We start from the raw sequence: 26,598 nt of genomic DNA, 5'->3' as shown, positions 1-26,598 counted from the left end.
CAGTAGACCACGGCGGACTGAGGACACAGGCTGTGTGAAAACTATTTCACCGGTTTGACCGGGGGCGTTCATGCGCAACAAGATGGGCATGAGCCACCTTCGAGGAACTGATCGCAGCGAACTGCAGATGCTGCCGCCATGCCTGGATGATTACGTCGCAGCGGAAGCCGCCGTGCGTTTCATCGATGCGTATGCCGAGTCGCTCGACTTCAAGGCCCTGGGCTTTGAGCGCTGCACAGCCAAGGGCACCGGGCGTCCGCCTTACCATCCGGCCGACCTGCTCAAGCTCTACCTCTACGGCTACCTCAACCGCATCCGCTCCAGCCGCCGCCTGGAGGCGGAGGCTGCGCGCAACCTCGAAGTCATCTGGATGCTGCGCACCCTGCGCCCGGACTTCAAGACCATCGCCGACTTCCGCCGTGACAACCGCAAGGCGTTCAAAGGCGTGCTGCGCGAGTTCAACCTGCTGTGCCGCAAACTCGAGCTCTTTGGCGCGGAGCTCGTGGCCATCGACGGCAGCAAGTTCAAGGCCAGCAACGGCAGGCGCCGCCACTTCAACGCCGAGCAGCTGCGCGAGGTGATCAAACACATCGACCAGCGCATTGATGACTACCTGCGCGAGCTCGACACGCATGATGCAGAGCAGGGGCCGCCACCGCCGCCTTCCTCTTCGCCACCCGCCGGCGGCAGGAAGCCTGAGACCATGGCCGAAAAGATCGCCGGACTGCGCGCCAGCCGCCAGGAGCATGCCGCGCTGCTTGCAGAGATGCAGAAGAGCGCCCGGACCGAAGTCTCGCTCACCGACGCCGATGCACGCAAGATGTGCGACACGCAGCGCGGCGGGTTCTTCATCGGCTACAACGTGCAGGTCGCCGTGGATGCAAAGCATGACCTCATCGTCGCCGAAGAGGTGGTGCAGTCGGCCTGTGATCGAGGCCAGCTCGGCGCCATCGCCCAGGCCGCGAAGACTGAACTCAAGGTGCCGAGCCTCGAAGTGGTCGCCGACAAAGGCTACCATTCGGCCGACGAGCTCGAAGCCTGTGAAGCCGCAGACATCATCACCTATGTGCCTGCGCAGGGCAGCACCAGCGGACGCAGCAGCAGGGACGGCAGCAGAGTGTTTGGCAAGGAGCGCTTCACCTACGACGCGGTGGCAGACGAGTATCAATGCCCCGGAGACAAGCGTCTCAGGCTGCGGGGCAAATGCCGCAGCCACGGCAAGACCGTCCTGCACTATGCCAATGCAGCGGCCTGCCGCAGCTGCCCTCTTAAGGCCCGGTGCACCGGCGGCAGCTACAGGAAGATCCACCGTCTGCGCAATGAAGCCGTGCTGGAGCGGGCAGCGGCACGCATGGCCGGAAAATCAGCGATCAGCGCCCGCAGGCGCGAAGTGGTCGAGCATGTGTTTGGCACGCTCAAGCAATGGGGGCACGGCGACTTTTTGACCCGCGGACTGGAGCGTGTGAAAGCTGAGTTCAGCCTCAGCGCGCTGGCCTACAACCTCAGGCGCGTGCTCAATCTCAAACCGATGAGCGAACTGCTCAGAGCGCTGCCCAAGGCGGCATGACGGGAGTCAACGGGCCTCAAATGCCCTGCACCCTCCCTCTGATAAGCGCATTACAAGCGCTCAGGAAAGCAGCACAGCACTGAAGGCAAAATCGCTTGGCAGAATGCCAGAATTTAACCGGCATTCCGGGCAGGCCTCTCTAAAAAGAGTGTTTTCACACAGCCTGGACAGTCCGCCCTACCTGCGGTCGGCTTGCGGGCGCACGACGCAGGATTGGGAGGTTGGGTTTCCCGCCTCTGCCGACGAACCCGTGCGTGTGTAATGGCACGCGCCCCTCCTCCTTTTTAATCCCATTTCTTTCCCCAAAAGAGAGCGCAGTAGCACCTGACCTTGCTGCGTTCAGCGCAACTGAAAGCCAGACCATCCGTCAACCACCTGCTCTGTGGAGCCGGCGGTTGAGGCCAAGCCGCCCTACGCCGCGTGGGTCTGCGAACGCCCAAGTGGCGAGGGGTAGGGAGCCCAGTCCACCCACCTCCGGTATCGAATCGCAAATCTTCGACAACGAGGGTTCAAGGGCCATCGAACCGGCGGCGTGAGGATGGTTCAGCCCGCAAACGCTCGGTGCAGGGGCAGGGTAGGGGCGGCTGGTCCTCCAGCCTCTGCAGCTGCGGCTCGATGGGATTGAAATTCATCCGCCCGAGAAGCCCAGCATCATCCTCCTTTACGCTAAGTCGTCTTCCTTTCCGTGAGAGCAAAAGCATACCCGGGAAGAGAGTGTAGAGAAGACCCTGCATTGCCTTCACCGCGATAGACCACCGGCGGCCTGAGCGCAGCCCAACGATCCAGCGTGAGAAGGGCCACTCGCCTGAGTACACCATGGCAAGGGACCCCGCGTGTCCCCTCCCGTGGACCAAACACCCTGCTTGCTTCCGGCATGCATCCAGCTAGTATCGCTCCCTCACATGGCCACTGCAACCGCCCCCTCAAACGCCCTGGCAAAACACGCTGCCGACCCCATCAATCAGAAGCTGACCGCTGCCGACAAGATCGAGCTCTACCGCAAGATGGTCCGCATCCGCCGCTTTGAGCAGGTGTCGCTTCAGCACTATCAGGCCGGTCGCATGGGCGGTTTCCTTCACCTCTACATCGGCCAGGAATCCGTGGCCGTCGGCACCGTCTCCGTGATGGGAGAAAACGATCACGTCATCACTGCCTATCGCGACCATGGTCACGCGCTGGCCGTGGGCATGGGCATGAACGAATGCATGGCCGAACTCTTCGGCAAGGCCACCGGCTGCTCCCGCGGCAAGGGCGGCTCGATGCACTACTTTGCTCCCGAGAAAAACTATTGGGGCGGGCACGGCATCGTTGCCGGTCAGACTCCTCTCGGCCTTGGCCTCGCCTACGGCCTCAAGTATCGTGGTCTTAAAGGTGCCGCCCTCTGCTTCCTTGGCGACGGTGCGGTGAACCAAGGTGCCTTCCATGAATCCCTGAACTTGGCTGAACTTTGGGATCTGCCCGTGATTTATGTGATCGAAAACAACGGCTACTCCATGGGCACCAGCCAGCAGCGCTCCTCCGCCTATCAGGATTTCCTGGCCAAGCGTGCCGAAGGCTACGGCATGGCCTGGGAGCAGTTCAATGGCGAAGACGTCTATGAAGTCCGCGCCGGAGTGGGCAAAGCCATCGCCCGCGCTCACAACGAGTCCAAGCCCAGCATCCTCGAAATCGCCACCTATCGCTGGGAAGGCCATTCGGTCGCAGACGCCAACAAGTTCAAGTACCGCACCAAAGAAGAAGTGGAGAAATTCCAAAACGACCACGACCCGATCCAAGTGTGGAAGCGCAACCTCCTCAACGAAGGCGTGGCCACGGAAGAAGACTTGAAGAAGATCGACAAGGAAGCGCAGAAGGAAGCCGAAGACTCCGCCGAGTTTGCCAAGAACAGTCCGTATCCAGAACCCGAAACCATCTTCGAGGATGTGTACTGGGAAGTGGACAACAAGACCGAAGCCGGCCAGACCGGGCGCCACTTCTTCAACGACTGAGAACGACCGTCAGACTTTAAGCGAGGATGGGAGAGCGAAAGCTCTCCCATTTTCATGTCACGAAACCTGTGTCCTCTGGTCGACTCCACGCTCATGCTTCGTAGCGTTGGTGAAGCATGCAACACGCGCTCTTCCCGCCGAGTGTCAGAGGGAAAAAACTCGGCGGGCTGATCTGGCATCAAATGGCACGCTTTATCCGCGGGGTGAGGCTTAACCCGCTTCTAGTGCATTCAATATCAATCTTTTATAATCACTTCGTCGCAGCGGTGGATGTCGGGGTGTCTGCCTCGGGGGCTAGAATGACCGCATGCTTTTCATAGGTGGCCTTGGCACCGACAAGCTGGGTCACATAATTAAGCGCCTCGCTCAAAGGAACGTTGCTCAGGGAAAGACTGAACTTCTTCTCGCCCAACTCGGCACCTTTCACAATCACGTTCGGCGTGATCTTGCCACCGCTGGCATTTTTGGACATCGCCCGCAGACCCTCGATGGCTTCGGTGAGGGTCACGTCCGACATTTCGATCTTGGGCAGGATCACCGTCGCGTATTGATTTTTCAGCGAGTCATCCTTCGGCTGATAATTCGCGCGGATGTAAGCGAGCATGTTCGCGGTCTCGGCATGCTTGGGATTGGCTGCCGCCACCCGGGAAAGGAGCCGGTAGGCCGTGTCGAGATCGCCTTTATAATAGGCGGCGCGTCCCTGCTGATAGATGGCATTCAGATCCTCCGCAGCGGAAGCGATGCTGGCTCCTGACATGAACAAGGCAGTGGTAAGAAACAAAACCGCCGTCGAGACCTTGGACCCAATCAATGATGTTTTCATAGTGATGTTGGATGATTTGTCTGATTTCATCAAATCGCTGAAAGAATGTCAAGACCATGCACGCAGCGCCAAGCTTGATGCCACGCGCATCCTGCTCCATCGGTGAACCATGCCGCCACCGAAAAAACCCGCCAGCCAGATCAGTGTCTTCATGGGCAGCGACGAGGCACGCGTGAAAGAGGCCGCGCTTTTGCTGGTGCGCAGCCTCACCCCGCCCGATGCGGGAGACTTCAGCAACGACATCATCGACGGCACTGCCGACAATGCCGAGCACGCCGGCACCATCTGCTCCAATGTGTGCATGGCCCTGCAGACCCTGCCTTTCTTCGGCGGCAGCAAAGTGGTGTGGCTGAAGAACGCGAACTTCCTCGGCGACAGCGGCCCTGGCAAAGGGCAGGATGCCGTGAACGGATTCGAGCGCATCCTCGATGTAATGGAACGCGGCCTTGGCACCGACGTGAGTGTTGTCATCAGCGCCACCGCCATCGACAAACGCCGCAGCTCCTACAAACGCATTTCCAAAATCGCGGCCATGGAGGTCTTCGACAAGCCGGACACCTCCCGCGCAGGATGGGAAGGCCCGGTGCTCGCCATGGCCTCCCGCAAAGCAAAAGACCTGGGCATCACCTTTGAAAGCGGAGCGCTGGAGCTGCTGGTGCAGATGGCCGGCGATGACACGCGACAGATGGAGAACGAACTGGAAAAGATCGACCTCTATCTCGGTGAGCGCCGCCGTGCTGGAATGAAGACGGTGCAGCACATGGTGTCCATGAGCAGGGCAGGGGTGCTGTGGGATCTCGGCAATGCCATCGGCAAACGTGATCTGCCCCGCGCGCTGGAACTGCTGGGCACGCTCATGTACCAAGGGCAGAACGCCATCGGCCTGCTGCTCGCCGCCATCGTGCCGCGGGTGCGCAGTCTGCTTCTCATCAAGGACCTCGGCTCGCGCCACCGGCTGAACAAGATGAACTACAACGGCTTCTGCTCCTCGCTCGAAGCCCTGCCCTCCACGGCCACCTCGCATCTGCCGCGGAAAAAAGACGGCACTGGCTTCAACGCGTATCCCATGTTTCTCGCGCTGCCGGAAGCAGGGAACTTCACGCTCGAAGAACTGCACGCAGGATTCAAAGCCTGCCTCGCCGCCAATTCAAAGCTCGTCACTTCTTCGCTCGATCCCAAGCTCGTGCTCGAGCGTCTGCTCGTCGGCCTCCTGGCCCGTCAATCCCGCTGATCTTCCCATGTCCACCTCCACCATTCTTACCTGCCTTGCCATCGGTGTCATCAGCGGTGCGGTCGCGGCCCTGTGTGGTGTCGGCGGTGGCGTGGTCATGGTACCGGCGTTTGTGTTCTTCCTGAAGCTGCCTCACAAAACAGCGGTCGCCACCTCGCTGGCCATCATCATTCCCACCGCGCTGATGGCCACGACACAAAATGCCAGAAACGGCTATGTGGAATGGAAGGTGGCCGCCATCACCGCCGTGTCCGCATCCATCTTCGCCTACTTCGGCGCGAACTGGATGAAGACACTGAGCAGTGAGACGCTCACCCGCATCTTCGGTTTTGTGCTCGTCACCTTTGGCGCGCGCATGCTGCTGTACGGAAAGGCGTGAGCCCTCACCACACCAGCGCGTCGAGAAAGAAAGTCGCCACCATGATGAAGGCGACGATGAGACGCAGCACCAGACCGACGCCCGTGCCAAGCAGCGAACCCCAGGCGGATTTGGCCGCGGGCTGCAGCCGTTTTTTGGCAAAGACCAGCTCGAAGGAAACACCACCGATCAAGGGACCGAGCACCAGGCCAAACGGCATGAAGAACATGCCCACGATGCCGCCGATGAACACACCGGCAATGCCCCAGCGGCTGGCGCCAAACCAACGCGCGCCCATGGCACCACTGGCGAAATCGACCACGTAGGACAACACGAGCTCGAGCGATAAAAAGACAAAACCCCAGAGGCTCATGCCGGACTCCGGACGCAGCACGGTATGAATAATCGCCGCAGCGAAGATCAGCATCGGCCCCGGCAAAAACGGCACGACGGAACCGACGATGCCGACGACGAGCAGGCAGATCGTCAGCGTCCACACTCCCCACATGGCCCAGGGCATGTCCGTGAAGAAATGCGAGGTCGCATTCCAGGCATGAGTGAACCACTCAGTCATCCCGCCAGAGGGTTTTGGTTTCCACGGGCTTGCGAACGCTCCTCGGCCAGTTCAGTCCGACGCGCGGCCATCCAAGATAGATGAGGCCCACGCAGCGATCCTCCGCGCCGATTTGCAGCCACTCCGCAAACGCAGGCGTGCCCAGCAGCGGAGGTGAAGACCAGTAGCAGGCCAGTCCCGCCGCCGAGGCAGAGAGCTGCAGATTTTGCAGAGCGCAGGCCACCGCCTCGATCTCTTCGATCTCAGGAATTTTGTCACCACCACGGCGCTCCATCACTGCGGCGATGACGACAGCGGAGAGCAGCGGGTTCTCCCCCATCTTCTTCATCTTGTCCTCGCGGAACTCATGCGCTGGCGTGGTCTGGCGATAGACTTTCTGCATCGCTTCCGCGAGACGCTGACGTGACGCCCCCTGATGGACGATAAACTTCCAAGGCTCCGTCAGTCCATGCGTGGGCGCCCAGGTGGCGTCTTCGAGCACGTGAGAGAGAAGCTCACGCTCCACGCTGCGCGTCGCATCCATGTCCACCGGTTTGATGGAACGACGATGGCGGATGAGTGCGCTGATTTGTTCGTGCGATGCGATGCCAGTCATGCCTGCGAGTCATGCGTCCTGCTGCACGCACTGTCAACCCGCTGCCACCCTGCATCATGCCTGAAAGCCGACTGTGGAGTTGCCATTCTGGTCTTAGGAGCTAAAACACCCGCAGTACCCCACAAGAGGGTCGCCGGTAGAATCAGCTTTGGATTAACAACCCATCAAAAACATGAGCACCATATACGAAAAAGCCAGATTGTTTTTTGACGCCTGTGACAGCGGTAAAGGCTGGCAGGTTTGCAAAGAGTACTGCCATCCAGATGCCACGTTCTCGGCGCAGGGTGCGGCGCTCGCCGACATCAGCACCTTGGAAGGTTACACCGACTGGATGAAGGGTTTTTTCACGCCGGTGCCGGACGGACGCTATGAGCTGCGCTTCTTCGCAGAAGATCCGGAGCGCCAGTGCGTTGCGGGTTATGGCGTCTATTACGGCACGCACACCGGACCGGGTGGACCGGTGGAGCCTACCGGCAAGAGCCTGTCGGCTGAATATATGTATGCGATGCAGTTTGAAGACGGTCGCATCCGGCACATGACCAAGATTTGGAATGACACCTTCGGTCTCCGGCAGTTGGGGTGGGCATAGCCTTCCTTCAGGTCGGAGCCCAGAGGCGGTTGTTGAGCGGGGAGATGCGGAGGATGAGGCCGGCTCTATGACAGCCGCAAATCGTCGTGCCCAGTATTCGGACGCACAAAACCCACGCCTCCGAGTTCCATTCAGTGATTCGGCAAATCAAACACTATGAACCGCGACCAAATTCAGGAACAACTCAATGGCAAGATGTATTGGGACGCCTCAGAATCTGAGGTGCGCGACTGGTTGAGCGCTAAGCACGGCATCATCGAGAAAGAGGCAGATGAGATGATCGCCATAGGGACCAAGGCAAAACAAGCTTCGATCCGGAAGTCTAGTTTGATCCGAATGTCGGTGTCACTAATCGCGGCACTACCCTTGGGATTTTTCGCGTGGCTGGCGATGCAGTCTTCTCAAAGGCGCGCTGCCGGTGCCCTCGGAACTCTCTGCTTAGGGTGTCTTGGTTATGCAGCCAAAAACTTTGTGCAGGTCTTGAATGGCCGCTGTGACACCGCCATTGATGCGTAGCTTGGCTGGCATGATGCCACGGCGAATTCAGTCATCACAAAACACGCGCCCATGTTAGCTGAGATCTGGAACTTCATGCGCCGTCACTGGCTGCACATGCTGCTGGCCGTTCCCGGGGCTGTGGTGTTTACCCTGGTTCATGAGGGCGCTCACGCCGCAGCTGTTTTGGTTCAGGGCGGCACAGTCCTTGAATTTGTGTGGCTGCCCCCCGGAGACGGGAAGTGGGGGTATGTTGCCTATGACCCTCCGGCACAAGGTAGTTTCTCTTCCCTCTTCGTCTCCCTTGCGCCCTACCTGCTCTGGTTCTTTCTGGCGGCAGTCGTCGCCTTGCTTTCCCGGAGGCGTCGGCCATTCCCATTCTGGGTGGCCTCCTCGTTGTACTTTTGGTTGTTTGCCGCACCGCTGGCCGATGTGGCCAATACTGCCTTTCCCTATCTCGTCGGACGAGAGAACGACTTCTCACACGCGTTTGGCACCCCTTCATGGACTGACCTGTTCCTGACAGCCGCTCTGACTTTGCTCGCGCTTGTCGCAGGACATCTCGTGCAGCGGCGCCTGTACCGTGCCCAAGGACTCGGGCTGCCGGCTTACTTGGTGTTGAGTTTGTCGGTTGTGCTCGCACTGCTCTGCATCACCGTCGGGATACCTGGATCCTACCTTTGAGGAAAACGCGCACCGGAATGCCGTTGACAGCTCCTCGGACGCCTTGTTAAAAGGACTGCGTATGGCCTGCCCTGCTCCTTCTGATGGGCGCTGCACTTCGTGGCCGTTCGAATCCCGCACTACTCCTCATGCAAACTCCACCGCCCATCCCCACTCCGCCGCCGCAACCCGTCTTCGGCATGCCCCAGCCGCCCCCGATGGCAGCTCCCACCAAGATGGCGGACAGCGCCGCCATGCGAATGCTGCTGCCTGTGGGCAGATCCGGATGGGCCATCGCCGCGGGTTACCTGGGCCTGTTTGGGCTCGTCATTCTGCCCGCTCCGCTGGCATTGATCATTTCCATCGTGGCCATCCGTGATATTCGGAAGAGCAAGCGCACGCCCAATCCCAAACACGGCATGGGCCGGGCCATCTTTGGCTTGATCGTGGGCGTGGCAGGCACCGCAGTCCTGATCTCGATGATCGTGGCTGGAGCCTTAAAGTAAGTTTCGTTCACCAGCGAGTAACCGGGGTGGCACAGAGCCGGGCATTCGTGCTCTCTTTGTGCATTTCCATTCCTCCCGCGCATGCAGATCGTGGCAGGGCGCGCCGCTCCACATCGTTTGTGGATCCCGTAGCAAGCCTCAATGACGACAGTGACCTGGCGGTCTTCAACACGCTGATGAACCACATCCGCGAGGCCGCCACGTGCCAGGCGAAAATTCAGCCGAAGGGCCAGAAGAAATCAGGCAAAGTCTTTGATGGCACATGCATACGGCCATTCCCAGATAAATCCATCCTTCATCCCTCCCCATGAAAAGGCTTCTGTTCACACTTCTGCTGCTGGTTTTTGCTCTGTTCATGACGGCTGTCATCGGCTGGCAAAAAGGGCAGACATGCCCGCCCTTTGTGGGATACGCGTGCTATGAACTCAGCCACGGCGAACAGCGTGGTCAGCTCCTCCAGTTCATAGAGAAAGCCACCCAGTCTGCTGGCGACACTCATTTCGTGCAGCACCGCTGGCCAGGAGCGCAAGATGCCGCGCAAGCGGTGAGCGCGTATCGTGCCTCCCTGCGGTACTCCGTGACCCGCAGCCAGGGTCATCCTCGTCTCAATGTGTGGTGCCTTGCCTCCACCGGCGAAACCGCCGCCGACGGACCGACGTTCCCGGGCCAGCGCCCCTATGCCGCCGAGTTCGGCGCACCCAGTTTTCAGAAAGGCATGCTGGTCTCTCAAACAACCCGGCCCACCGCCCTGGAAAAAATGCTCTACGGCCTCGGCCTGTTTCCGCCAGGGGAGCCGCTGCCATAAAAGATTCGATCCTGAAGGAAAGCACCCAGCATGCCGGGCCATTCCCCGATGGACTTCCCGTCCGGCTCCGCTTCTTTCCGCCACTCATGAGGAAACCGGCCGCGCTTCGTTTGTTCTTTGTCCTGCTCGTCGTTGCGGCGGGATGGTTTGGCATTTCGCGGCTGGATTTTGATGTGGATCCGCTGAGCCTGCTGCCACAGGAGCTGCCGGGCCTGCAGGGAACGAGGCTGCTGCGGGAGCAGAAGCGCAATCTGCTGCTGATCGCGGTGCAGGCGGAAGACCCGGCGCTGGTCGAGGTGACGGCAGATGCGCTGGCCGAGCACCTAGCAGCGAAGCCGGAGCTGTGTGCGAGTGTGCGCAGCAAATCGCTGCTGCAATCGGACCCGGCGATCATCGCTGAAGTCGTGGCGTATCTTTGGCTGAATGCACCGCCGCAGGAGGTGGCGAAGCTGACCGCGTCGCTTGAGCCCGCGGCCATCGAGTCGCTGCTGGTGAAGTCGAAAGAGGCGGCAAGCTCTTCACTGGATCTGCAAAACGCCACGCTCAGCGGTTACGATCCTCTCGGCCTCGCACGCGGTGCGCTTGCACTGCTGAGCGGGGGAGGGGACATGAGCAGCCTGGTGAGCGATGAGTTCAGCAGCGCGGACGGCACCCTGCGCCTGCTGTTTGTCACACCGCCAGGGAAGGCGCTGGAGGACTATCGCGCGGCCAATGCCTGGCTCACGCAAATCAAAGCAGAAGTGCGCGAGAAGTGGCTGCCACAGCAGGGAGAGCTCACGGGCGTGAAGATCGGCTTCACGGGAGATCCGGCGTTTCAGGCGGAGATCGCCACCGGCATGGAAGGGGACATGCGGCAGTCGATCGGAGCCGTCACCTTCATTGTGGGTTTTCTCTTCTGGCTGCTGCATCGCAGCGTGAAGCCTCTGTTCTGGCTGCTGCTGGCCATCCTTTGCGCGAACATGCTCACGCTCGGCACCGCGGGCGCCATCTATGGTTCGCTCAATGTGATGTCGATGGGGTTCGCAGCCATCCTCACGGGTTTGATCGAAGACTTCGGCGTGGTGGGGCTGCATGTGGCACGTGAGCATCCCGGCGAAGGCTTTGGCAGCATCTGCCGTCGTGTGCTGCCGAGTGTCGCGTGGTCTGCGGTCAGCATCGCGGGCATCTTTGCCATGCTGGGCCTGAGCCAGCTGCCTGGTGTGGCCCAGCTCGGAGTATTGTCCGCACTCGGCGTGTTGATCGGCGCTGCGGTCATGATCTTTGGCTTTCTGCCGCTGGGCATGACCACAGGCAAACTCGGAGAGCACCACGGCACCACCCGCTTTGCCATGAAGATGCAGGGCGTCATGGTGGTGTGCGTCTTGAGCGCGCTGATAGCCGCCAGCGTGGTCATGGCTTGGAAGGGCCTGCCAAAGATGGATTTTGGCTCCGCCGTGCTACGACCCGACAAGAGCGAGGCCTTTGATGTCATCGACGAAATCGAGAAGCGCATGCTGAACAGCAGCGCCGAGCCTGGGCGCAATGTGCCGCTGATCTTTGCCGCCAAGGACAGCGCTGCTTTGCGCCACAGCATCGTCGCCGCGGAGAAGGTCTTAAAGAATGACGAAGTCGAAGCAAGCATGCTGCCGCTCGCGCTCGTGCCTGACGCCGCGGCACAGCAGGCGAACCTCGCCACGCTGCAATCATTCGCCACACATGCAGAGGCTCTCAAGCAGGCCACCGACGCCGCAGGCTTCACCGAAGTGGCCTTTGCTCTGACACAAAGAGTTTTCAAGCAATGGCAGGAATGGGCCTCCGAGAAGACCGCCCTGCCGCTGTGGCCCAAACTCATCGTTCTCGAAAACCTCGGCGGCATCGTCTCCCAGCATGCCGAGCACGGATTGATGGCCGTGGGCTCCGTGCGCCTGACCGCAGGCCGCACTCTGGAAAACGCGCAGGTGCTGCATGCGGTGGAGCAGATTCCCGGTGCGCACCCCGCCGGCTGGGCCTTTCTGCGCACATCGCTGGAGCCTTTGCTGAAACGGGAAATCCTGCGCGTCTGCCTGCCCACCGTTGTCATCGCGTGCATCCTGTTCCTGCTGGTGTTTCAGGGCTGGCGGGAGCGGGTGTTTGCCTTCTTCACCCTCGCGGTCAGCGGCTGGATCCTGCTGGGCAGCATGTCGGCCTGCGGTCTGACGTGGAACCTCATGAGCGTGGGCGCGGTGCCGCTCTGCCTCGGCCTGGGGCTCGATTTCACCATTCACGTCATGCACTCCCTGCGCGAGCCAGGCATGAACCGGGAGCGGATTGCCTCCCTCGGCCGCTCGCTCGCCTACTGCGGCCTGAGCACCGGGCTGGGATTTGGCGCTCTGGCGGCGGGCAGCAACCGCGGCCTCATCACCCTCGGCATGACCGCTATGATCGGCGTTCTCACGGTTCTCATCACTGCGGCCTTCGCCCTGCCGTGGGTCTGGTTCCGGAGGCGGGAGTAAAGCCCTCGCCCAGCCCCCAGTTCCACCCCCCTGATTTTTTCGCTGGCGCTTCCGTCTCTTCTGACTACTATGCCCGACTCTCGATTGAGATGGTGGCCGTAGTTCAACGGTAGAGCCCCAGATTGTGATTCTGGTTGTTGCGGGTTCGAGTCCCGTCGGTCACCCCACTTTTTTCTTGGAGTGCTGCCGGACTTCCGGCTACAAGGAAAGCACTCATGCAAACGCTGGAACACGTCCTCGGCCATACTTTTCGCGACCCAGCGTTGCTCCAGATGGCGCTCACGCATGGCAGCGTCGGCTACGAAAGCCAGCGCGCGCAGGCAGACAATCAACGGCTTGAATTCCTCGGCGATGCCGTGCTGCAGCTGGCTCTGTCCCACCTGCTCTTTCACCGTCTGGAACAGGCAGACGAAGGCGTGCTGACCCAGGCACGCGCTCAGCTCGTTTCCACCAAGGCGCTCGCACGCATCGCCCGGCGTATCGGACTCGGCGCCTACCTGCGCATGGGGCGCGGGGAGGAGGCCAATGGCGGTCGAAACCGCGAATCCACCCTGGCAGATGCGCTCGAAGCCGTGGCAGGCGCCATCCACCTCGACTCCGGGAGCGCAGCCGCTCATGAATTCGCCGCCCGACTCTTTGCCGAGGACCTTGAAGCCCTCAGCCGTGGCCCGCTGGACGCCAATCCCAAAGGACAGCTGCAGGAACTCATTCAAGCCGTGGGCATCGAGCCGCCGCAGTATGAAATCGTGGGCGCAGAAGGGCCGGACCACGCCAAAAACTTTGTCGCCGTCGTGTCCTGGCAGGGCGCGCAGCTCGGGCGGGGCAGCGGTCGCAGCAAAAAAGATGCGGAAGTTCAAGCGGCGCAGACCGCACTCGACAATCCAGCCCTTGGTGAATTGCTGCGAACAACTCGTGCACAACTTGACCAACAAAATCGCAAGCCATGAGAACAAGGGCGAACACCTCCGGTTATTCCAGTTCGCTCACAATTCCTGCCGAAACCGTCCACACCGTCAGTGCCCGTGGAACCCCTGTATTTCCAAGGCGGAACGCACTTGTTGGTGTTGTTCGCAGTACTTACGGATATAGCTTTTCAGGCAAGCTGATCATTCCCAATCATAAGAGCTGGGAACAACTCCCCTTCATCTGAATCTCGCCTCTCCATGGACTCCTCCCACATCCAGGAAGTATTTGAGGCCCAGCGAAAAAATCGCTGGCATATTGCGCAAAGCACGGCGGAGCAGCGCATCGAAAAACTGCAGAAGCTTCGTGCTGCATTGATTTCCCGCCGGCATGAAATTGTCGCGGCCATGCGGCAAGATTTTGGCAAGTGTCAGGCAGAAGTCGCGCTTTCCGAAATCGCACCCATCACCGAGGAGATCGCGTTTGTGTGCGCCCGTTTGAAGCGCTGGATGAAGCCGAAGCGCGTGGCCGCGCATCTCTTCACGCTCGGCTCACGCAGCGAGGTGCGCTATGAGCCCAAAGGGCAGGTGCTCATTCTCGCGCCGTGGAATTATCCTGTGCATCTGTTTCTGCTGCCGCTCGTGGGCGCGATCGCCGCGGGCAACGTGGTGATGATGTCTGCCTCTGATCGTACCCCGCACACGGAGGCGGTGCTGACGAAGCTGATCAGCGAAACGTTTTCTGCCAATGAAGTCGCAGCGTTCATGGGCGGCGTGCCTGCGGCAGAAGCATTGATGGAATGTCCCTTCGATCATGTGTTCTTCACCGGCAGTCCTGGCGTGGGCAAAAAGATCATGGCCAAAGCTGCGCAGCATCTCGCCACGGTCACCTTGGAGCTGGGTGGCAAATCGCCGGCGGTTCTGCATGAGACCTGTGACATTCCGCAGGCGGCGCACGCCATCGCGTTTGGCAAATTTCTCAATGCGGGTCAGACCTGCATCTGCCCGAACCATGTATGGGTGCCACGCGATCTGGCTGCTCCATTTGTCTCCGCCATCAGTCAGCGGATACGTGATTTTTATGGCGAAACTCCGGAGCAGCGCCGGGCCTCGCCCGACTTTGCGCGTGTGGTGGATGCCCGAGGCTGGCAGCGCATGAAGCACCTGCTCGATGCCTCACTCGCCGAAGGCGCGCAGGCCGTCATGGGTGGCGAAACAGACGAAGCCACACGCTATGTGGCACCCACGGTGCTGAGCGGCGTCACGCCCTCGATGACGATCATGCAGGAGGAAATCTTTGGCCCGCTGCTGCCGGTGCTTGTGTATGATTCTCTCGATGAAGTGCTCGCCTTCATACAGTGCGGCGGCAAGCCGCTCGCACTGTATGCGTTTGGCCATCAGGAGGCCTTCATCCAGCGAATGCTGAACGAAACCAGCGCCGGCGGCACGGTCATCAACAACACACTGCTGCACATCGTGAATTCGCATCTGCCTTTCGGTGGCGCGGGCCAGAGCGGGCAGGGGAGCTACCACGGACATCACAGCTTCCGCACGTTCTCGCATGAGCGCGCCGTGGTGCACCAGGGGGGGCTGATCGCTTCGCTCGTGTCCCTGCCGCATCCGCCTTATTCAAAGATGAAGGCCATGGAAAAAATCGTGCTGAAGCAGAAGACAGGACTGGGGCCGGATTGAAAAGTACGACAGACGCTCCTGTCTGTCGGTCAGCGTTCACGCACTGTTTGGGATATGCACGCGTCTGTAGCTCGACGATGGGCAGGAGTGCCCATCGTACTACTTCAGCGGCCAGAACACGGGCACCAGCGCCAAAATGACGAGGAGCATCACCACCGTCAGACCGCCGCCTACTTTGAGGAAGTCGGCGAAGCGGTACTTGCCTGGGCCATAGACAAGAATGCAGCTCGGCTCAAACGGGGTCAGCATGGAGGCCGAGGCGCTGAGCATCACGCCGATGGCAAAGGCGCGCTGACTCGCGCCCATGTTGGCGGCGGCCTGCAGCGCCACGGGAAGAACGACGAGCGCCGCGGCCGCGTTGGACATCGGCTGTGTGAGCAGAATCGTTAGCAGGCAGAATCCGGTGAAGACGGCAAAGATGCCCATGGGTTGCAGCCAGCCGGTGATGAAATTTGCGATCATGGACGAGGCGCCCGAGACTTTCATGGCTTCACCAAAGGCCATCATGCCTCCGATGAGGATGAGCAGCCGCCAGTCGATGTTGGCGTAGGCGTTCTCCAGCTTGATGCAGCGCGTCAGGACTGCCATCAAGGCGACCATGACAAATGCCACCGTGTCCGGAACCCAGTCAAAACTGCTGACGATCACTGCGAGCACAAAGGCCGCCAGCAGCAGCATACCCCGTCTGCGCGCCTCTGCGCTGAACTGATGCTGCGTGATGACGATCATGTCATTGCCTTCTTCAAAGGCACGGAAACGATCGCTCGGGCCCTGCAGCAGCAGCACATCGCCCGCGCGCAGTTTCTCATCGGCCATGTGGTGCATCAGCGTCCGGTCCCCGCGCATGAGAGCGAGAACGGAGAGCCCGGTGCGCTGGCGGAAATTGTTGTCGCGCAGAGAGCGGCCGACGAAGCCGGAGCGTGGCGTGAGAACCACCTCGGCCACCTGAGCATCCCGCATGTCGATGCCGGAGGAGCGCAAAGTCACGTCTTCGAGAATGTCGAGGCCCTCGATCTTCTTCACGCGGATCAGGTTTTCCACCTTTCCAGACACCAGGACGACGTCTCCCTCTTCAAAGCGGAGATTGGGGCCTGCATCCAGGGGATGGTCGGCGCGGCGGATCTTCAGCACTTGAAAGTCCAGCGCTGAAAAGTCGGAATCAAAAGCAGCCTGGCCCACAAGAGGAGAGCCGGGCAGCACCACGACTTCGGCGAGGTAATCACGCATGGCGTCGCCGTTCATGACGGCGGCTTTGTCACGTTCCGGCACCATGCGGCTGCCGATGAAGACCATGTAGAGAATCCCGGTCAGAGTGAGAACGAGGCCAATGCCGGTAAACTCAAACATGCGCAGCGGCTCCAGACCCAGTTTGGTGATGGCACCGCTCACAGCCACATTGGTGGAGGTGCCGATCAATGTGCAGGTGCCTCCCATCAGCGAGGCAAAGGCCAGCGGCATCAGCAGCCGCGAAGGCGGAATGCGCAGCTTGCGCGAAAGACCCATCACCGGACCCACAAACACTGCGGTGACGGTGGTGTTGTTCATGAAGGCGGACACTCCGGCCACCACGGCCATCATGAAGCCCATGAGGCGCTTGGGGTGCGTCCCGAAGGTCTGCGCCAGCACGCCTCCCATCATGTCGAGCACGCCTGTCTCCCGCAGGGCCGCGCCGATGACAAAAATCGCCGCCAGCAGAATGATCACACGGTCGCCAAATCCGGCGAAGGCGCGGTCGGCTTTCAAGATGCCGCACATGACCAGCACGCACAGCATGGTCAGGGTGACGACATCCACGGAGATCTTCTCCGTGGCAAAGGCGATGACCGCTAACACGAGCAGTCCGATGACGATCCAGGCTTCCATTAGTCCGCACCAGTGGCGCAGAGAAATACACTGCTCAAGGAGCAAGCCGTGCAAACAGCGCCTGTGTGCCGATTTTGTGGAAGCAAACCGCGCTGACCGGCGTTTCTTCGCGCCCACCGTCATGCGTACCGTACTCACCGTTCTTGCCACCCTTTCGTTCAGCCTTCCGGCTTTTGCCACGCCACGTGCGGAGCACGTCTTCATCATCAGCATCGACGGCGGCAAACCGGCGGTGATTGCTGAAAGTGAGGCGCCCACGCTGAAAAAAATCGCCGCTGAAGGCGCGGTGACGTGGCAGGCCAGCACGATTTTTCCCTCGATCACGCTGCCCTCCCACACCTCCATGCTCACGGGAGTCGGGCCGGACAAGCATCAGATTTTGTGGAACGCCTTCACACCGATCAAAGGCCTCGTCAAAGTGCCCACGGTCTTCTCACTGCTCAAAGCCGCGGATCCCAAGGCGGTGGACGGCATGTTTGTCGGCAAGGTAAAATTCCGCCACCTCTGGCTGGAGAATTCGGTCGATGTGTTCGACTTCGGCGGTCCGCAGGATCCGGCGCCTGTGGCGGGTTCACCCGAAATCGAGAAGGACAAAAAGCCCTCGCAGATGGTGGCCAAGCAGGCGGCGGCGTGGATCAAAGAGAAGAAGCCGCGCCTCACTTTCATCCATTTTCCGGACGTGGACACCGCCGGGCACAAGGACGGCTGGGGCTCTCCGCAGCAGAAAGAAGCGCTCAAAGTCACCGACCAGGCCCTGTGGCAGGTGTGGCAGTCCATCAAGGACGCCGGCATCGCCGACACCAGCGTCATCCTCATCAGCGCCGACCACGGCGGGCACGACAAAACGCACGGCCTGAACATTCCCGACGACATGATCATCCCCTGGGTGGCCTGGGGCAAAGGCGTGAAGAAGAACTACACCATCACGGCACCCGTCACCACCTACGACACCGCCGCCACCGCACTGTGGCTGCTGGATATTCCTCTGCCTCCTGAATTTGACGGCAAGCCGGTGACCAGCGCCTTCGAGTGAAGTTCAAGCTGAGGCCCCCGGGCGCTTCATGCGCAGGATCTTGATGGCCGAGAAGATGATCACGCCGCAGAGCACCAGGCGTATGCTGCCAAAGAGCATGCCTTTGGCGACCTTGTCATCGCTCTGCCGCTCTGCGAGTTCGGGCACCACATTGATCAGGAAATTTCCAATTTGAATCATGGCCAGAACGCTTGCCCCGATCAGCAAAGGGCAGGCGATGCGCAGTGCCTTGGAACCGCCCACCAGATAACCGCCGCCCGCAAAAACTGCGGCCCCGACGAAGCACACGGCCATGTCTGGCTTGCCAGCCCCGATTCTCAGCAGGATGGGCAGCAGCGTGGAGGCCGCGTAAAGGTACCAGAGAGTCATCAGGATGGACGGCAGCAGGATCCAGTTCTGCCATTTCCCCAGCTCCTCCTGCCAGGCCTTCTTTTCATTTGCATCAGCGACCTGCTTCTTGCAGGCGGCGATCTGTTCGTCCGTCAGCACCTTGCCCTTTGTACGGTGGCTCCAGCACGAGGTGCAGAAGTCATCTTGAAAGATCGCGAGGATGCCGCACTGCGCGCATTTATGCCGTGAAGTCATGGGTCTTTTTCCAAGGTAATTTACCGAGAGTCAAGCCATGGCGCACGCTGGATGGAGAAAACAGCGGCATTTTCCATTCCGGCTGTTTTCCCCCCTTGCCATCCAGCGTCTCACTTCATACTCTCGCGCCCACTATGAGCGAAAAAACACCTGTGAAATGGGAGCAGCTGGAGGCCAAGCCGGAATTCCGCAGCATGATGGCGCGGAAAAAGGCCTTCATCATCCCCGCGACGATCTTCTTCCTGATCTACTACCTCGCGCTGCCGGTGCTCGTCGGTTACTGGCCGGACCTCATGAAGCAGAAGGTCTGGGGCGAGGTGAACATCGCCTATGTCTTCGCGCTCTCCCAATTCTTCATGGCCTGGATCATGGCCTTCATCTACGTGCGCGTTGCGGCCAAGTGGGACAAAGCCGCCGCTGAAGTCATCCATGGGCATCATTGATTCCGTGGCCTGTTGCTGACCCTTTGGTTTTAAATTCCGACCTTCTTTTTCTCGTATGACAATCGCTCAGATCATGTTCATGGCCTTCGTCGGCCTCACGCTCCTCATCACCTTCTACGCTGCCAAAAAGAACACGGGAGCCAGCGCCTACTTCGCGGCGGGCCGCAGCATCACCGGCTGGCAGAACGGCCTCGCGGTGGCGGGAGACTACATGAGCGCCGCTTCTTTCCTCGGCATCTCGGGGGCGATTTGCTTTTCCGGTTATGACGGCTTCATGTACTCCGTCGGCTTCCTGGTGGCCTACATCACCGTGCTGCTCATCGTGGCAGAGCCGCTGCGCAATGCAGGTAAATACACCATGGCCGACCTTCTGGCCTACCGCCTCAAGCCCCGCCCGGTGCGCGCGCTGGCCTCTCTGAGCACGCTGGTGGTGTCCACCATCTACATGATCGCGCAGATGGTCGGCGCGGGCGGCATCATCGAGCGTCTCATCGATATTCAGTTCGCTCCGGCTGTCATCGGCGTGGGTGTGCTCATGCTGGTGTATGTGGTTTTCGGCGGCATGCTGGCCACCACCTGGGTGCAGATCATCAAGGCGCTGCTGCTCATCGCAGGCGCGCTGCTTCTTAGCTTTCTGGTGCTGAAGCACCACCACTTCAGCTTTACCGAGTTCTTCAACTCTGTCTCCAAAGCCGACTACGGTGGCACCGCGCCGCCGAAAAACCTCATGCAGCCCGGCTTGAAGTACGGCGTGGCCACTGCCGGCCCCTGGGGACCGCTGGATCTCATCTCCCTCTGCCTGGGCCTCGTGCTCGGCACGGCCGGCCTGCCGCACATCCTCGTGCGCTTTTACACCGTGCCAGATGCCAAGACCGCGCGCTCCAGCGTTGTGTGGGCCATGGCCATCATCGGGATCTTCTACATCATGACCACCTTCTTTGGCTTCGGTGCCGCCACCATTCTCAAAAAGGACCTCATCACCACCGCCGCTGGCAAGCCAGACATCAACATGGTCGCGCCCATCCTGGCCAAACATCTGGGAGGGGAGTTCTTCTTCGCCTTCATCAGCGCCGTCGCCTTTGCCACCATCCTTGCCGTGGTCGCCGGCCTGACCATGAGCGCCAGCGCCAGCTTCGCCCATGACTTCTATTCCAATGTGATCCACCACGGCAAAGAAAACCGTCCGGGAGCCGAACTGAAAGTCGCGCGCATGACCGCCTTCTGCGTGGGTGCGGTCAGCATTGGCATCGCCATCTTCCTTGGCCCCAGTGTGAACACCGCCTTCCTCGTCGGCCTCGCCTTCGCCGTGGCCGCCAGTGCAAACCTGCCGGTGATCATCTTCAGCGTGTTCTGGAAGCGCTTCAATACCTCCGGCGCCGTGGCCGGTCTCAGCGTGGGCCTGCTCTCCTCCATCATCCTCATCCTCCTCAGCCCGAACGGCATCTTCGGCAAGGCCGGCGCCATCTTCCCTCTGGAAAACCCCGGCATCGTCAGCATCCCCATCGGTTTCCTCGCAGCTTATCTCGGCACCATCTTGACCCCTCGCGATCTGGAAGCCGAAGACAAGTTCGCCGAACTCACCGTCCGCGCTCACACCGGCCTCGGCGCGGAGAAGGCGACCTCGCATTGATGTGAGCGAAAGTTGTACTGCCAGTGGAAACCGAAGTCTTTATCAACTCAAGATCCCAGCTTGATCGATCTCGATGGGATCTTGAGGAAGACATTGAAGCGTTCTTTGGCGGCAAGGTCGAGATTACGGGGGGTGGTAGCGGAACGATGGGTTGGAACATTGATCTTCTCATTCACCATGATGGTGCCCTCGAGTCACAAATCGACGCACTGAGAAACTTTTTGTCGAACTGGGGTGTCCCACGCGACACAAGCCTCAGCATCATCAGCGGCGAAGTGCAAAATGCTGTGATAAAAAAGGTCTTCGAAGAATAGCTCAGTAGGGAGAAGATTGCCCACCCAGCTCCTCACAGCCCCGGACTGCTCTGCATGATGCCACCATCGGCAAACACCGTGGTCGCTGTCAGATAACTCGCCCCATCACTCGCCAGAAACGCGACGAGATTCGCGATCTCCTCCGGCTTCGCTACGCGCCCGAGCGGAATGGAGGCATCCAGTCTTTTCAGCAGGGCCTCATCGCTCATCGTCACGCTGTTGATCGGCGTGGACACCGCACCCGGCCCCACACCAACGACAAGAATCCCGTGCGGCGCCAGCTCCACGCCTGCCGTACGCGTCAGCATGCGCATGCCACCTTTGGACAGGCAGTACGCCGTGTTGCCCGGCATGGGCCAGTCTTCATGCACCGAGCTGATGTTGATGATGCGCCCGCCGCCGCCCTGCTTGATCATCTGCTGCGCAGCCAGCTGAGTGCCGAAAAACGCGCTCTTCAAATTGATCGCAAGCACGCGGTCATACTGCTCCTCCGTCGTGTCGAGAATGGAGGTGCGCGTTTCAACGCCGGCGTTGTTGACCATGATGTCCACGTGGTCAAAAGCCTCCACCGCCTGCGCAAACAGCGACTGCAACTCGCTGACCTTGCTGACGTCCGCCCTCACGCCGATGACGCAATTGCCCAGCGCTCGCACCTGCTCTTCAAGTTCTTCCGTCGCCTCCGGATGCACGAGGTAGTCGATGACGATGTTCGCGCCCTGGCGCGCGAGTTCCAAAACGATCGCGAGGCCGATGCCGCTGTTGCCGCCGGTGACGATGGCGGTTTTGCCTTTGAGGTTCATGGCGCGTTGTCCTTGCCGGGTTCGGGGTTGCTGAAGAGACGAAACAAAAAGACCAGCGCGGGCAGCAGCAGCACGGCGCCAATCCCGAGCGCGATGCTGAGCAGACGCAGCGTGGCCTCAGGTGCGGCGCTGGCATGAAAGGTGACATCCGGCGTGATCAGGTGCGGATGCTGCGCCATTCCCCAGCTGGAAACCGTGAGCGCGGCCTGCAGTACCGCGGCCGCGCGTGCGAGCACCAATCTCCGCCACCACAGAGCGAGCCATGCCGCCACCGCACAGGCACCTGCGCCGCCCAGCAGCGGCAGCTCCCAGCCGTGATTCCATGCGTGAAAAAGATCCGGCGCTCCTTCCTTTGCGGTGAGGAGGACCACCAGCGCTGCGGGAGCCAGCACCAGTCCGGCACCCAGGGCGCGCCGGCGGAAATCATTCTGCAGGTCAGGATCCTTGCGTGTGTACAACGCCAGATAGATCGCCGCCAGATAGGCGCACAACACCAGCGCCAGACTGCCGCACGCAAAGGCAAACGGCGTGAGCCATCCGGCAAGAAATCCGGAGGTCACACGACCCCCCGCGTAGCGGATTTCCCCCGTGGAAAGAGCGGCCAGCACCATGCCCTGAAGAAACGGGGTGAAGAAGCAGGCGGCTCCAAACACCGCGCCCCAGCGGTGCCTCACCTCCTTCCCCTGGGAGTCATAGTTGCGGAAGATGAACGCAGACCCGCGCAGGACAATGCCCACCAGCATCAGCGTGCAGGGAATGTGCAGCGCCGTCATCAGCACGGCGAAGGCCGGTGGGAAGGCCGTGAACAGCAGCACGATCAGCAAAATGAGCCAAACGTGATTCGCCTCCCACACCGGGCTGATGGCCGCGGCAATGGCCTTTCGCTGCTTTTCGGCACGTCGCCCCCGTGCCAGCAGATCCCACATGCCCGCGCCGAAATCCGCCCCGCCCAGAACCACGTAGAGGATCAGGGAGCACAGCATGAAAACGATGATGATCATTTCATCCATGGTGGGATTCAGGGAGAAGTGCCGGGCACCGCGAGGAACTGCCGCCGCATCAGCACGACGAGGACAACCGAGAGAAAGACATAAAGCAGCGTGAAGGCGTAGAATGGCACGGCGATGTGCTGCATGGGTGTCACAGCATCGGCCGTGCGCATGACGCCCTGAATGATCCAGGGCTGGCGCCCCACCTCGGTCACCACCCAGCCGGCCTCGAGAGCCACGAAGCCCAGCGGGGTGCCAAGCACCAGTGCGCGCAGCAGCCAGCGGTTGTCACGCAGGGGATGTTTCCTCCACCGGCACCAGCCCGTCCACACCGCTAGGCCCAGCAGAGCCAGGCCGCAGAGGATCATCAGGTCAAACGCCCAGTGAACCACGCGTACGTTTGGCCAGTCGGAGCGCGGAAACTCCTCCAGACCGGGAATGCGCGCATCCGGATCATGCGTGGCCAGGAAGCTCAGCCCCTTCGGTATCTGCACGGCATGGTCGATGGTCTTTCGTTCATCATTGGGAATGCCGCCGATGGACAAAGGCGCTCCCTCCTCCGTGCGGTAATGCGCCTCCATGGCTGCGAGCTTGACCGGCTGCAGCTTCGCCACGCTGCGTGCGCTGTAGTCGCCGCTCACGATCTGCAGCGGCGCGCTGACGCAGGCCAGAATCAGCGCTATGCTCAAGGCGGCGCGATGAAACTCGCTGTCCCGATTGCGCAGGAGAAAGAACGCATGCACTCCCGCGACTGCGAAACCCAGCGCGACAAACGCGGCCAGCGTCATGTGCAGCACTTCATGCAGGCTGCCCGGATTGAGCATGGCGGCGATGGGGTCGATCTCAGTGAATCTGCCGTCCACCTGCTTGAATCCCGCTGGCGCGTTCATCCACGCATTCGCCGTCACCACAAACACCCCCGAGAGCATGCCGCTCAATGCGAGCACCACGCCGGCAAACCAGTGCATAAGGGGCGGGATGCGCTGCCAGCCAAAAAGATAAATGCCGAGAAAAATGGCCTCGGAAAAAAAGGCGAATCCTTCCAGCGAAAACGGCATGCCGATGATGGCGCCCGCCTCCTTCATAAAGCCGGGCCAGAGCAGGCCCAGTTCAAACGAAAGCACCGTGCCTGACACCGCCCCCACTGCAAAAAGGATGGAGGTGCCGCGCGCCCAGCGTTTGCAGAGGTCCAGATACACCGGCCTTCCCGTGCGCAGATGCAGCCATTCGGCCGCGCACATCAGCACGGGCATGCCGATTCCCATGGCCGCAAAAATGATGTGAAACGCCAGCGACATCGCCATCTGCGAACGGGCGTAATCGAGATCATTCATGGGGGAGGCGATGGCGGCACATCCATCCGCATGCATCGTTCCTGGGCGCCTCGGCGGACTTGGCAATCAAGACCAGAGCAGCTGCGTACAGTCGTCCGACCAGGCAGCGGTAATCGTCCCTTTTTGATGCTGCGGATGCGCCAGCCGCCACTTCGCCAGCGGAGTGACGACGAGACGCTCCAGCGCGCGCTGGAGCGGCCGTGCGCCGAAGCGGTGGTCATAGCCATCGTGGATCAGCTTTTCCAGAAGTGCGCCGCTCCATGCCAGTTTCACACCGGCGGCCGCAAGGCCTTCGCGCTCGGAAAGCTCATGCAGCTCTTTCAGTGCGATTTCACGCACATGCTCCTTGTTCAGCGCATCGAAGGTCACCACGGCATCCAGGCGGTTGAAAAACTCAGGGCGGAAGAATTTTTTCACCGCGCCTTCAAAAGCAGGCGCGACATTCTCCGCGCCAAATCCCATCGCTCCTTTGGCGCTGGCGCCGAGATTCGAAGTCATCACGATGATGGCGCTGCGGAAGTCCGTCACGCGGCCAAAGCGGTCGGTAATACGGCCTTCATCCAGCAGGCCCAGCAGCACGTCATAAACTTCGGCGGATGCTTTTTCCACCTCATCAAACAGCAGCACGCTGAAGGGCTGGCGGCGCAGTTTTTGAATCCATGAGGCGGCGTCGCCATTCGGCGCATGCAGCAGGCGGTTGGCCCCGCCCCAGCCGCTGTACTCGCTCATGTCCAGACGCACAAGGCGTTCCTTCTCCGCACCCGCACCAAAGCAGAACTCCGCCATCGCACGCGCGAGCGCGGTCTTGCCGACACCCGTGGGTCCGCAGAACAGCAGCACGCCCTGAGGCCGCGCAGGATCGGTCATGCCCGCCTTGATGCTCGTGATGACCCGCGCCGCGGCATCCACCGCGCTGTCTTGCCCGATGATCTGGCGGGAGAGCGTCGCGCGCACATCGGACAGAGGCAGCGGCACTTCATCGCGCAGCAGCAGCTCTGGCAAACCGGTCTGCTGAATGAAGAGCGCCATCACATCATCCGCTGAAATCTGCCGTGCCTCCAGCGGCTGGCGCGCGGCCTGCTCCGCCAGCTTGCGAATGAAGGCCGAGGCGGGGCCTGGAAACGCCGCATAGGGCTGGAAGCGACGGAACAGCCGGTGCACCAGCGTCACGCCGCCCGGTGCAAACTCGAGCCTGCTGGAAGTGGAGCAGGCATGCGCCACGCGCTCCAGCACCGAGAGTGCGTCGGCATCGGCAAAGGGCGGCACGTGGATGATCTGAAACACATCCAGCAGGCCCGGCATGAGACGGCGGCAGGCATCCACCTCCGCAGGCGTGGCCTCGGCTACCACGTGCAGATCACGGCGCTGCAGGTAGGGCAGCAGGAAAGCGCCCACGCTGTCATTCGCCTCCGCGCCGCCCACTCGCAGCAGCTCCAGCAGGTTCTCCACGCAGAAGATGCCTTCGATCTCGCTCAGACGTTTGATGAACTCCTCGCAGCGCTCCTCCCACTGGCCGAGATATTTCATGCCGGCGATCATGCGCGCGCCGCTGCCGCGCCAGCAGCGCCAGGTGCGCATGGATTTGTCCGCATCCTCGTCCGCGCTCAGCCGCGCCATGCGGCGTGCGGCATCGGAGATGATCGTGCTCTTGCCACAGCCTGCTTCACCCACGACCAGCACGTGCGCGCGTTCATGTGTGAGTTTGCGGAGCAATGACATCACCTGCGCATCGCGGCCATAGGCGGCGGACTGGTTGCCGCGCTCATGCAGCAGCGGATCCGCCACGGTGAACAGCACCTGCATGTCCTCGCGCTCACGCATCGGCGTCTGGCGTGTGGAACCGCGCACGTCGCGCACGCTGACCTTGTCCAGCCACACACCGCGCGGCGGCAGCTTTAGCGCCAGATCGGCGGGCGTCTGGCCGGTGAGATGATCCTTCACGTAGTGCCGCACCAGGTCCTTGAGCTGAGCTTCGTTGTGGAAATGAAAGCGCAGCTCCAGCACCGGCACCTCGCACACGGGCAGCCCGTTCTCCGCCTTTCCCGTCACGCAGGGTACGCGCAGAGTCACCGTTTCCGGACTCGGGATGAGTCGATGCTCCGTCTCATCTTTGTACTGAGCACGCACATCCACCTTCACCTCGCGCAGCTGCGGCTCCACCAGCTCTGCGCTGATGCTGTACGCTTCATGCTCCGCCCGCCAGTCCAGCGCTTCGCCGAGCTGCCGCAGCACCTCCTGCTGTGTGGCGCCGTAGGCCGTGGCGTTGCGATAATCCCCGACCAGCATGCCCGTGACGCCACCGCTGGCATCTCGCCAGAGCAGAACAGGATAAACGTGGGTGGCCATGG

25 protein-coding genes and 1 tRNA gene are annotated in these 26,598 nt (G+C 60.9%); 17 read left to right on the top strand and 9 right to left on the bottom strand.

What is annotated here, in order from left to right:
• Positions 1–88: 88 nt before the first annotated feature.
• Together ACILSO_RS14505 and pdhA are read left to right on the top strand one after the other, a co-directional pair.
• On the top strand, positions 89–1,567 hold the full coding sequence (locus ACILSO_RS14505; protein ID WP_395738144.1) for an IS1182 family transposase: 1,479 nt from the start codon (positions 89–91) through the stop codon (positions 1,565–1,567).
• 902 nt (positions 1,568–2,469) lie between these two features.
• Complete coding sequence (gene pdhA / locus ACILSO_RS14500) at positions 2,470–3,555, top strand: pyruvate dehydrogenase (acetyl-transferring) E1 component subunit alpha (protein WP_395738143.1); 1,086 nt, start codon at positions 2,470–2,472, stop codon at positions 3,553–3,555.
• 250 nt (positions 3,556–3,805) lie between these two features.
• On the opposite strand, the gene ACILSO_RS14495 is transcribed toward pdhA, so the two are convergent.
• The gene (locus ACILSO_RS14495) at positions 3,806–4,378 is read right to left on the bottom strand and encodes a tetratricopeptide repeat protein (protein WP_395738142.1); all 573 of its coding nucleotides are present in this window, start codon (positions 4,376–4,378) and stop codon (positions 3,806–3,808) included.
• A 109-nt stretch (positions 4,379–4,487) separates the two neighbouring features.
• On the opposite strand from ACILSO_RS14495, the gene holA reads away from it, so the two are divergent.
• Entirely contained in the window at positions 4,488–5,609 is a 1,122-nt protein-coding gene (holA, locus tag ACILSO_RS14490; protein ID WP_395738141.1) for a DNA polymerase III subunit delta, read from the top strand.
• 7 nt (positions 5,610–5,616) lie between these two features.
• Entirely contained in the window at positions 5,617–5,988 is a 372-nt protein-coding gene (locus tag ACILSO_RS14485) for a TSUP family transporter (RefSeq protein WP_395738140.1), read from the top strand.
• A 4-nt stretch (positions 5,989–5,992) separates the two neighbouring features.
• On the opposite strand, the gene ACILSO_RS14480 is transcribed toward ACILSO_RS14485, so the two are convergent.
• Both ACILSO_RS14480 and ACILSO_RS14475 read right to left on the bottom strand, forming a co-directional pair.
• Complete coding sequence (locus ACILSO_RS14480) at positions 5,993–6,541, bottom strand: DUF456 domain-containing protein (RefSeq protein ID WP_395738139.1); 549 nt, start codon at positions 6,539–6,541, stop codon at positions 5,993–5,995.
• Positions 6,534–7,136, bottom strand: a complete 603-nt coding sequence (locus ACILSO_RS14475) for a nitroreductase (protein WP_395738138.1) — start codon at positions 7,134–7,136, stop codon at positions 6,534–6,536. The genes ACILSO_RS14480 and ACILSO_RS14475 overlap by 8 nt, the downstream gene beginning before the upstream one ends.
• A 172-nt stretch (positions 7,137–7,308) precedes the next feature.
• Here ACILSO_RS14475 and ACILSO_RS14470 point away from each other — a divergent pair, with 172 nt between their 5' ends.
• The 9 genes from ACILSO_RS14470 (at position 7,309) to ACILSO_RS14430 (ending at position 15,259) form a co-directional block, all read left to right on the top strand.
• Positions 7,309–7,725, top strand: a complete 417-nt coding sequence (locus tag ACILSO_RS14470) for an ester cyclase (RefSeq protein WP_395738137.1) — start codon at positions 7,309–7,311, stop codon at positions 7,723–7,725.
• Between the two features lie 156 nt (positions 7,726–7,881).
• Entirely contained in the window at positions 7,882–8,241 is a 360-nt protein-coding gene (locus ACILSO_RS14465) for a hypothetical protein (protein WP_395738136.1), read from the top strand.
• A gap of 51 nt (positions 8,242–8,292) precedes the next feature.
• Positions 8,293–8,904, top strand: coding sequence for a hypothetical protein (locus ACILSO_RS14460; protein WP_395738135.1), 612 nt, complete (start codon positions 8,293–8,295; stop codon positions 8,902–8,904).
• Positions 8,905–9,032: 128 nt separating this feature from the next.
• Complete coding sequence (locus ACILSO_RS14455) at positions 9,033–9,389, top strand: DUF4190 domain-containing protein (RefSeq protein ID WP_395738134.1); 357 nt, start codon at positions 9,033–9,035, stop codon at positions 9,387–9,389.
• A 307-nt stretch (positions 9,390–9,696) separates the two neighbouring features.
• Positions 9,697–10,194, top strand: coding sequence for a hypothetical protein (locus ACILSO_RS14450; protein WP_395738133.1), 498 nt, complete (start codon positions 9,697–9,699; stop codon positions 10,192–10,194).
• Positions 10,195–10,280: 86 nt separating this feature from the next.
• A complete protein-coding gene (locus tag ACILSO_RS14445; protein WP_395738132.1) occupies positions 10,281–12,665 on the top strand; it encodes an MMPL family transporter in 2,385 nt (794 codons plus the stop codon).
• 92 nt (positions 12,666–12,757) lie between these two features.
• Positions 12,758–12,832: transfer RNA gene (locus ACILSO_RS14440), tRNA-His, on the top strand.
• Positions 12,833–12,880: 48 nt separating this feature from the next.
• Positions 12,881–13,612, top strand: a complete 732-nt coding sequence (rnc, locus tag ACILSO_RS14435) for a ribonuclease III (RefSeq protein WP_395738131.1) — start codon at positions 12,881–12,883, stop codon at positions 13,610–13,612.
• A gap of 216 nt (positions 13,613–13,828) precedes the next feature.
• Entirely contained in the window at positions 13,829–15,259 is a 1,431-nt protein-coding gene (locus ACILSO_RS14430; RefSeq protein ID WP_395738130.1) for an aldehyde dehydrogenase family protein, read from the top strand.
• A gap of 99 nt (positions 15,260–15,358) precedes the next feature.
• On the opposite strand, the gene ACILSO_RS14425 is transcribed toward ACILSO_RS14430, so the two are convergent.
• Positions 15,359–17,122 carry an SLC13 family permease gene (locus ACILSO_RS14425; protein ID WP_395738129.1) on the bottom strand — a complete coding sequence of 588 codons (1,764 nt, stop codon included), beginning with the start codon at positions 17,120–17,122 and terminating at the stop codon, positions 15,359–15,361.
• A 121-nt stretch (positions 17,123–17,243) separates the two neighbouring features.
• On the opposite strand from ACILSO_RS14425, the gene ACILSO_RS14420 reads away from it, so the two are divergent.
• Entirely contained in the window at positions 17,244–18,155 is a 912-nt protein-coding gene (locus ACILSO_RS14420) for an alkaline phosphatase family protein (RefSeq protein ID WP_395738128.1), read from the top strand.
• A 3-nt stretch (positions 18,156–18,158) separates the two neighbouring features.
• Here ACILSO_RS14420 and ACILSO_RS14415 read toward each other — a convergent pair whose 3' ends face one another.
• The gene (locus ACILSO_RS14415) at positions 18,159–18,740 is read right to left on the bottom strand and encodes a hypothetical protein (protein ID WP_395738127.1); all 582 of its coding nucleotides are present in this window, start codon (positions 18,738–18,740) and stop codon (positions 18,159–18,161) included.
• 134 nt (positions 18,741–18,874) lie between these two features.
• Here ACILSO_RS14415 and ACILSO_RS14410 point away from each other — a divergent pair, with 134 nt between their 5' ends.
• From ACILSO_RS14410 to ACILSO_RS14400, 3 genes are read left to right on the top strand one after another with little or no spacing between them, the layout of a single operon-like run.
• Positions 18,875–19,183 (top strand): DUF485 domain-containing protein, encoded by a 309-nt coding sequence (locus tag ACILSO_RS14410; protein ID WP_395738126.1) that lies wholly within the window; start codon positions 18,875–18,877, stop codon positions 19,181–19,183.
• 55 nt (positions 19,184–19,238) lie between these two features.
• A complete protein-coding gene (locus tag ACILSO_RS14405; RefSeq protein WP_395738125.1) occupies positions 19,239–20,813 on the top strand; it encodes a cation acetate symporter in 1,575 nt (524 codons plus the stop codon).
• 23 nt (positions 20,814–20,836) lie between these two features.
• Positions 20,837–21,127 carry a hypothetical protein gene (locus ACILSO_RS14400; RefSeq protein ID WP_395738124.1) on the top strand — a complete coding sequence of 97 codons (291 nt, stop codon included), beginning with the start codon at positions 20,837–20,839 and terminating at the stop codon, positions 21,125–21,127.
• A 32-nt stretch (positions 21,128–21,159) separates the two neighbouring features.
• Here the strand turns inward: ACILSO_RS14400 and ACILSO_RS14395 are convergent, their stop codons facing one another.
• The 4 genes from ACILSO_RS14395 to ACILSO_RS14380 all read right to left on the bottom strand — a co-directional run bounded on the left by ACILSO_RS14395 (position 21,160) and on the right by ACILSO_RS14380 (position 26,596).
• Complete coding sequence (locus tag ACILSO_RS14395; RefSeq protein WP_395738123.1) at positions 21,160–21,927, bottom strand: SDR family NAD(P)-dependent oxidoreductase; 768 nt, start codon at positions 21,925–21,927, stop codon at positions 21,160–21,162.
• Positions 21,924–22,937 carry a cytochrome d ubiquinol oxidase subunit II gene (locus ACILSO_RS14390; protein WP_395738122.1) on the bottom strand — a complete coding sequence of 338 codons (1,014 nt, stop codon included), beginning with the start codon at positions 22,935–22,937 and terminating at the stop codon, positions 21,924–21,926. The genes ACILSO_RS14395 and ACILSO_RS14390 overlap by 4 nt, the downstream gene beginning before the upstream one ends.
• 8 nt (positions 22,938–22,945) lie before the next feature.
• On the bottom strand, positions 22,946–24,250 hold the full coding sequence (locus ACILSO_RS14385; protein ID WP_395738121.1) for a cytochrome ubiquinol oxidase subunit I: 1,305 nt from the start codon (positions 24,248–24,250) through the stop codon (positions 22,946–22,948).
• Positions 24,251–24,316: 66 nt separating this feature from the next.
• Positions 24,317–26,596: an AAA family ATPase gene (locus ACILSO_RS14380; RefSeq protein WP_395738120.1), complete on the bottom strand. Its 2,280-nt coding sequence runs from the start codon at positions 26,594–26,596 to the stop codon at positions 24,317–24,319.
• Positions 26,597–26,598: the final 2 nt, after the last annotated feature.

The organism is Prosthecobacter sp. (assembly GCF_044226605.1).
Taxonomy (GTDB): Bacteria; Verrucomicrobiota; Verrucomicrobiia; order Verrucomicrobiales; family Verrucomicrobiaceae; genus Prosthecobacter.
This window is presented reverse-complemented; position numbering and strand designations above follow the sequence as displayed.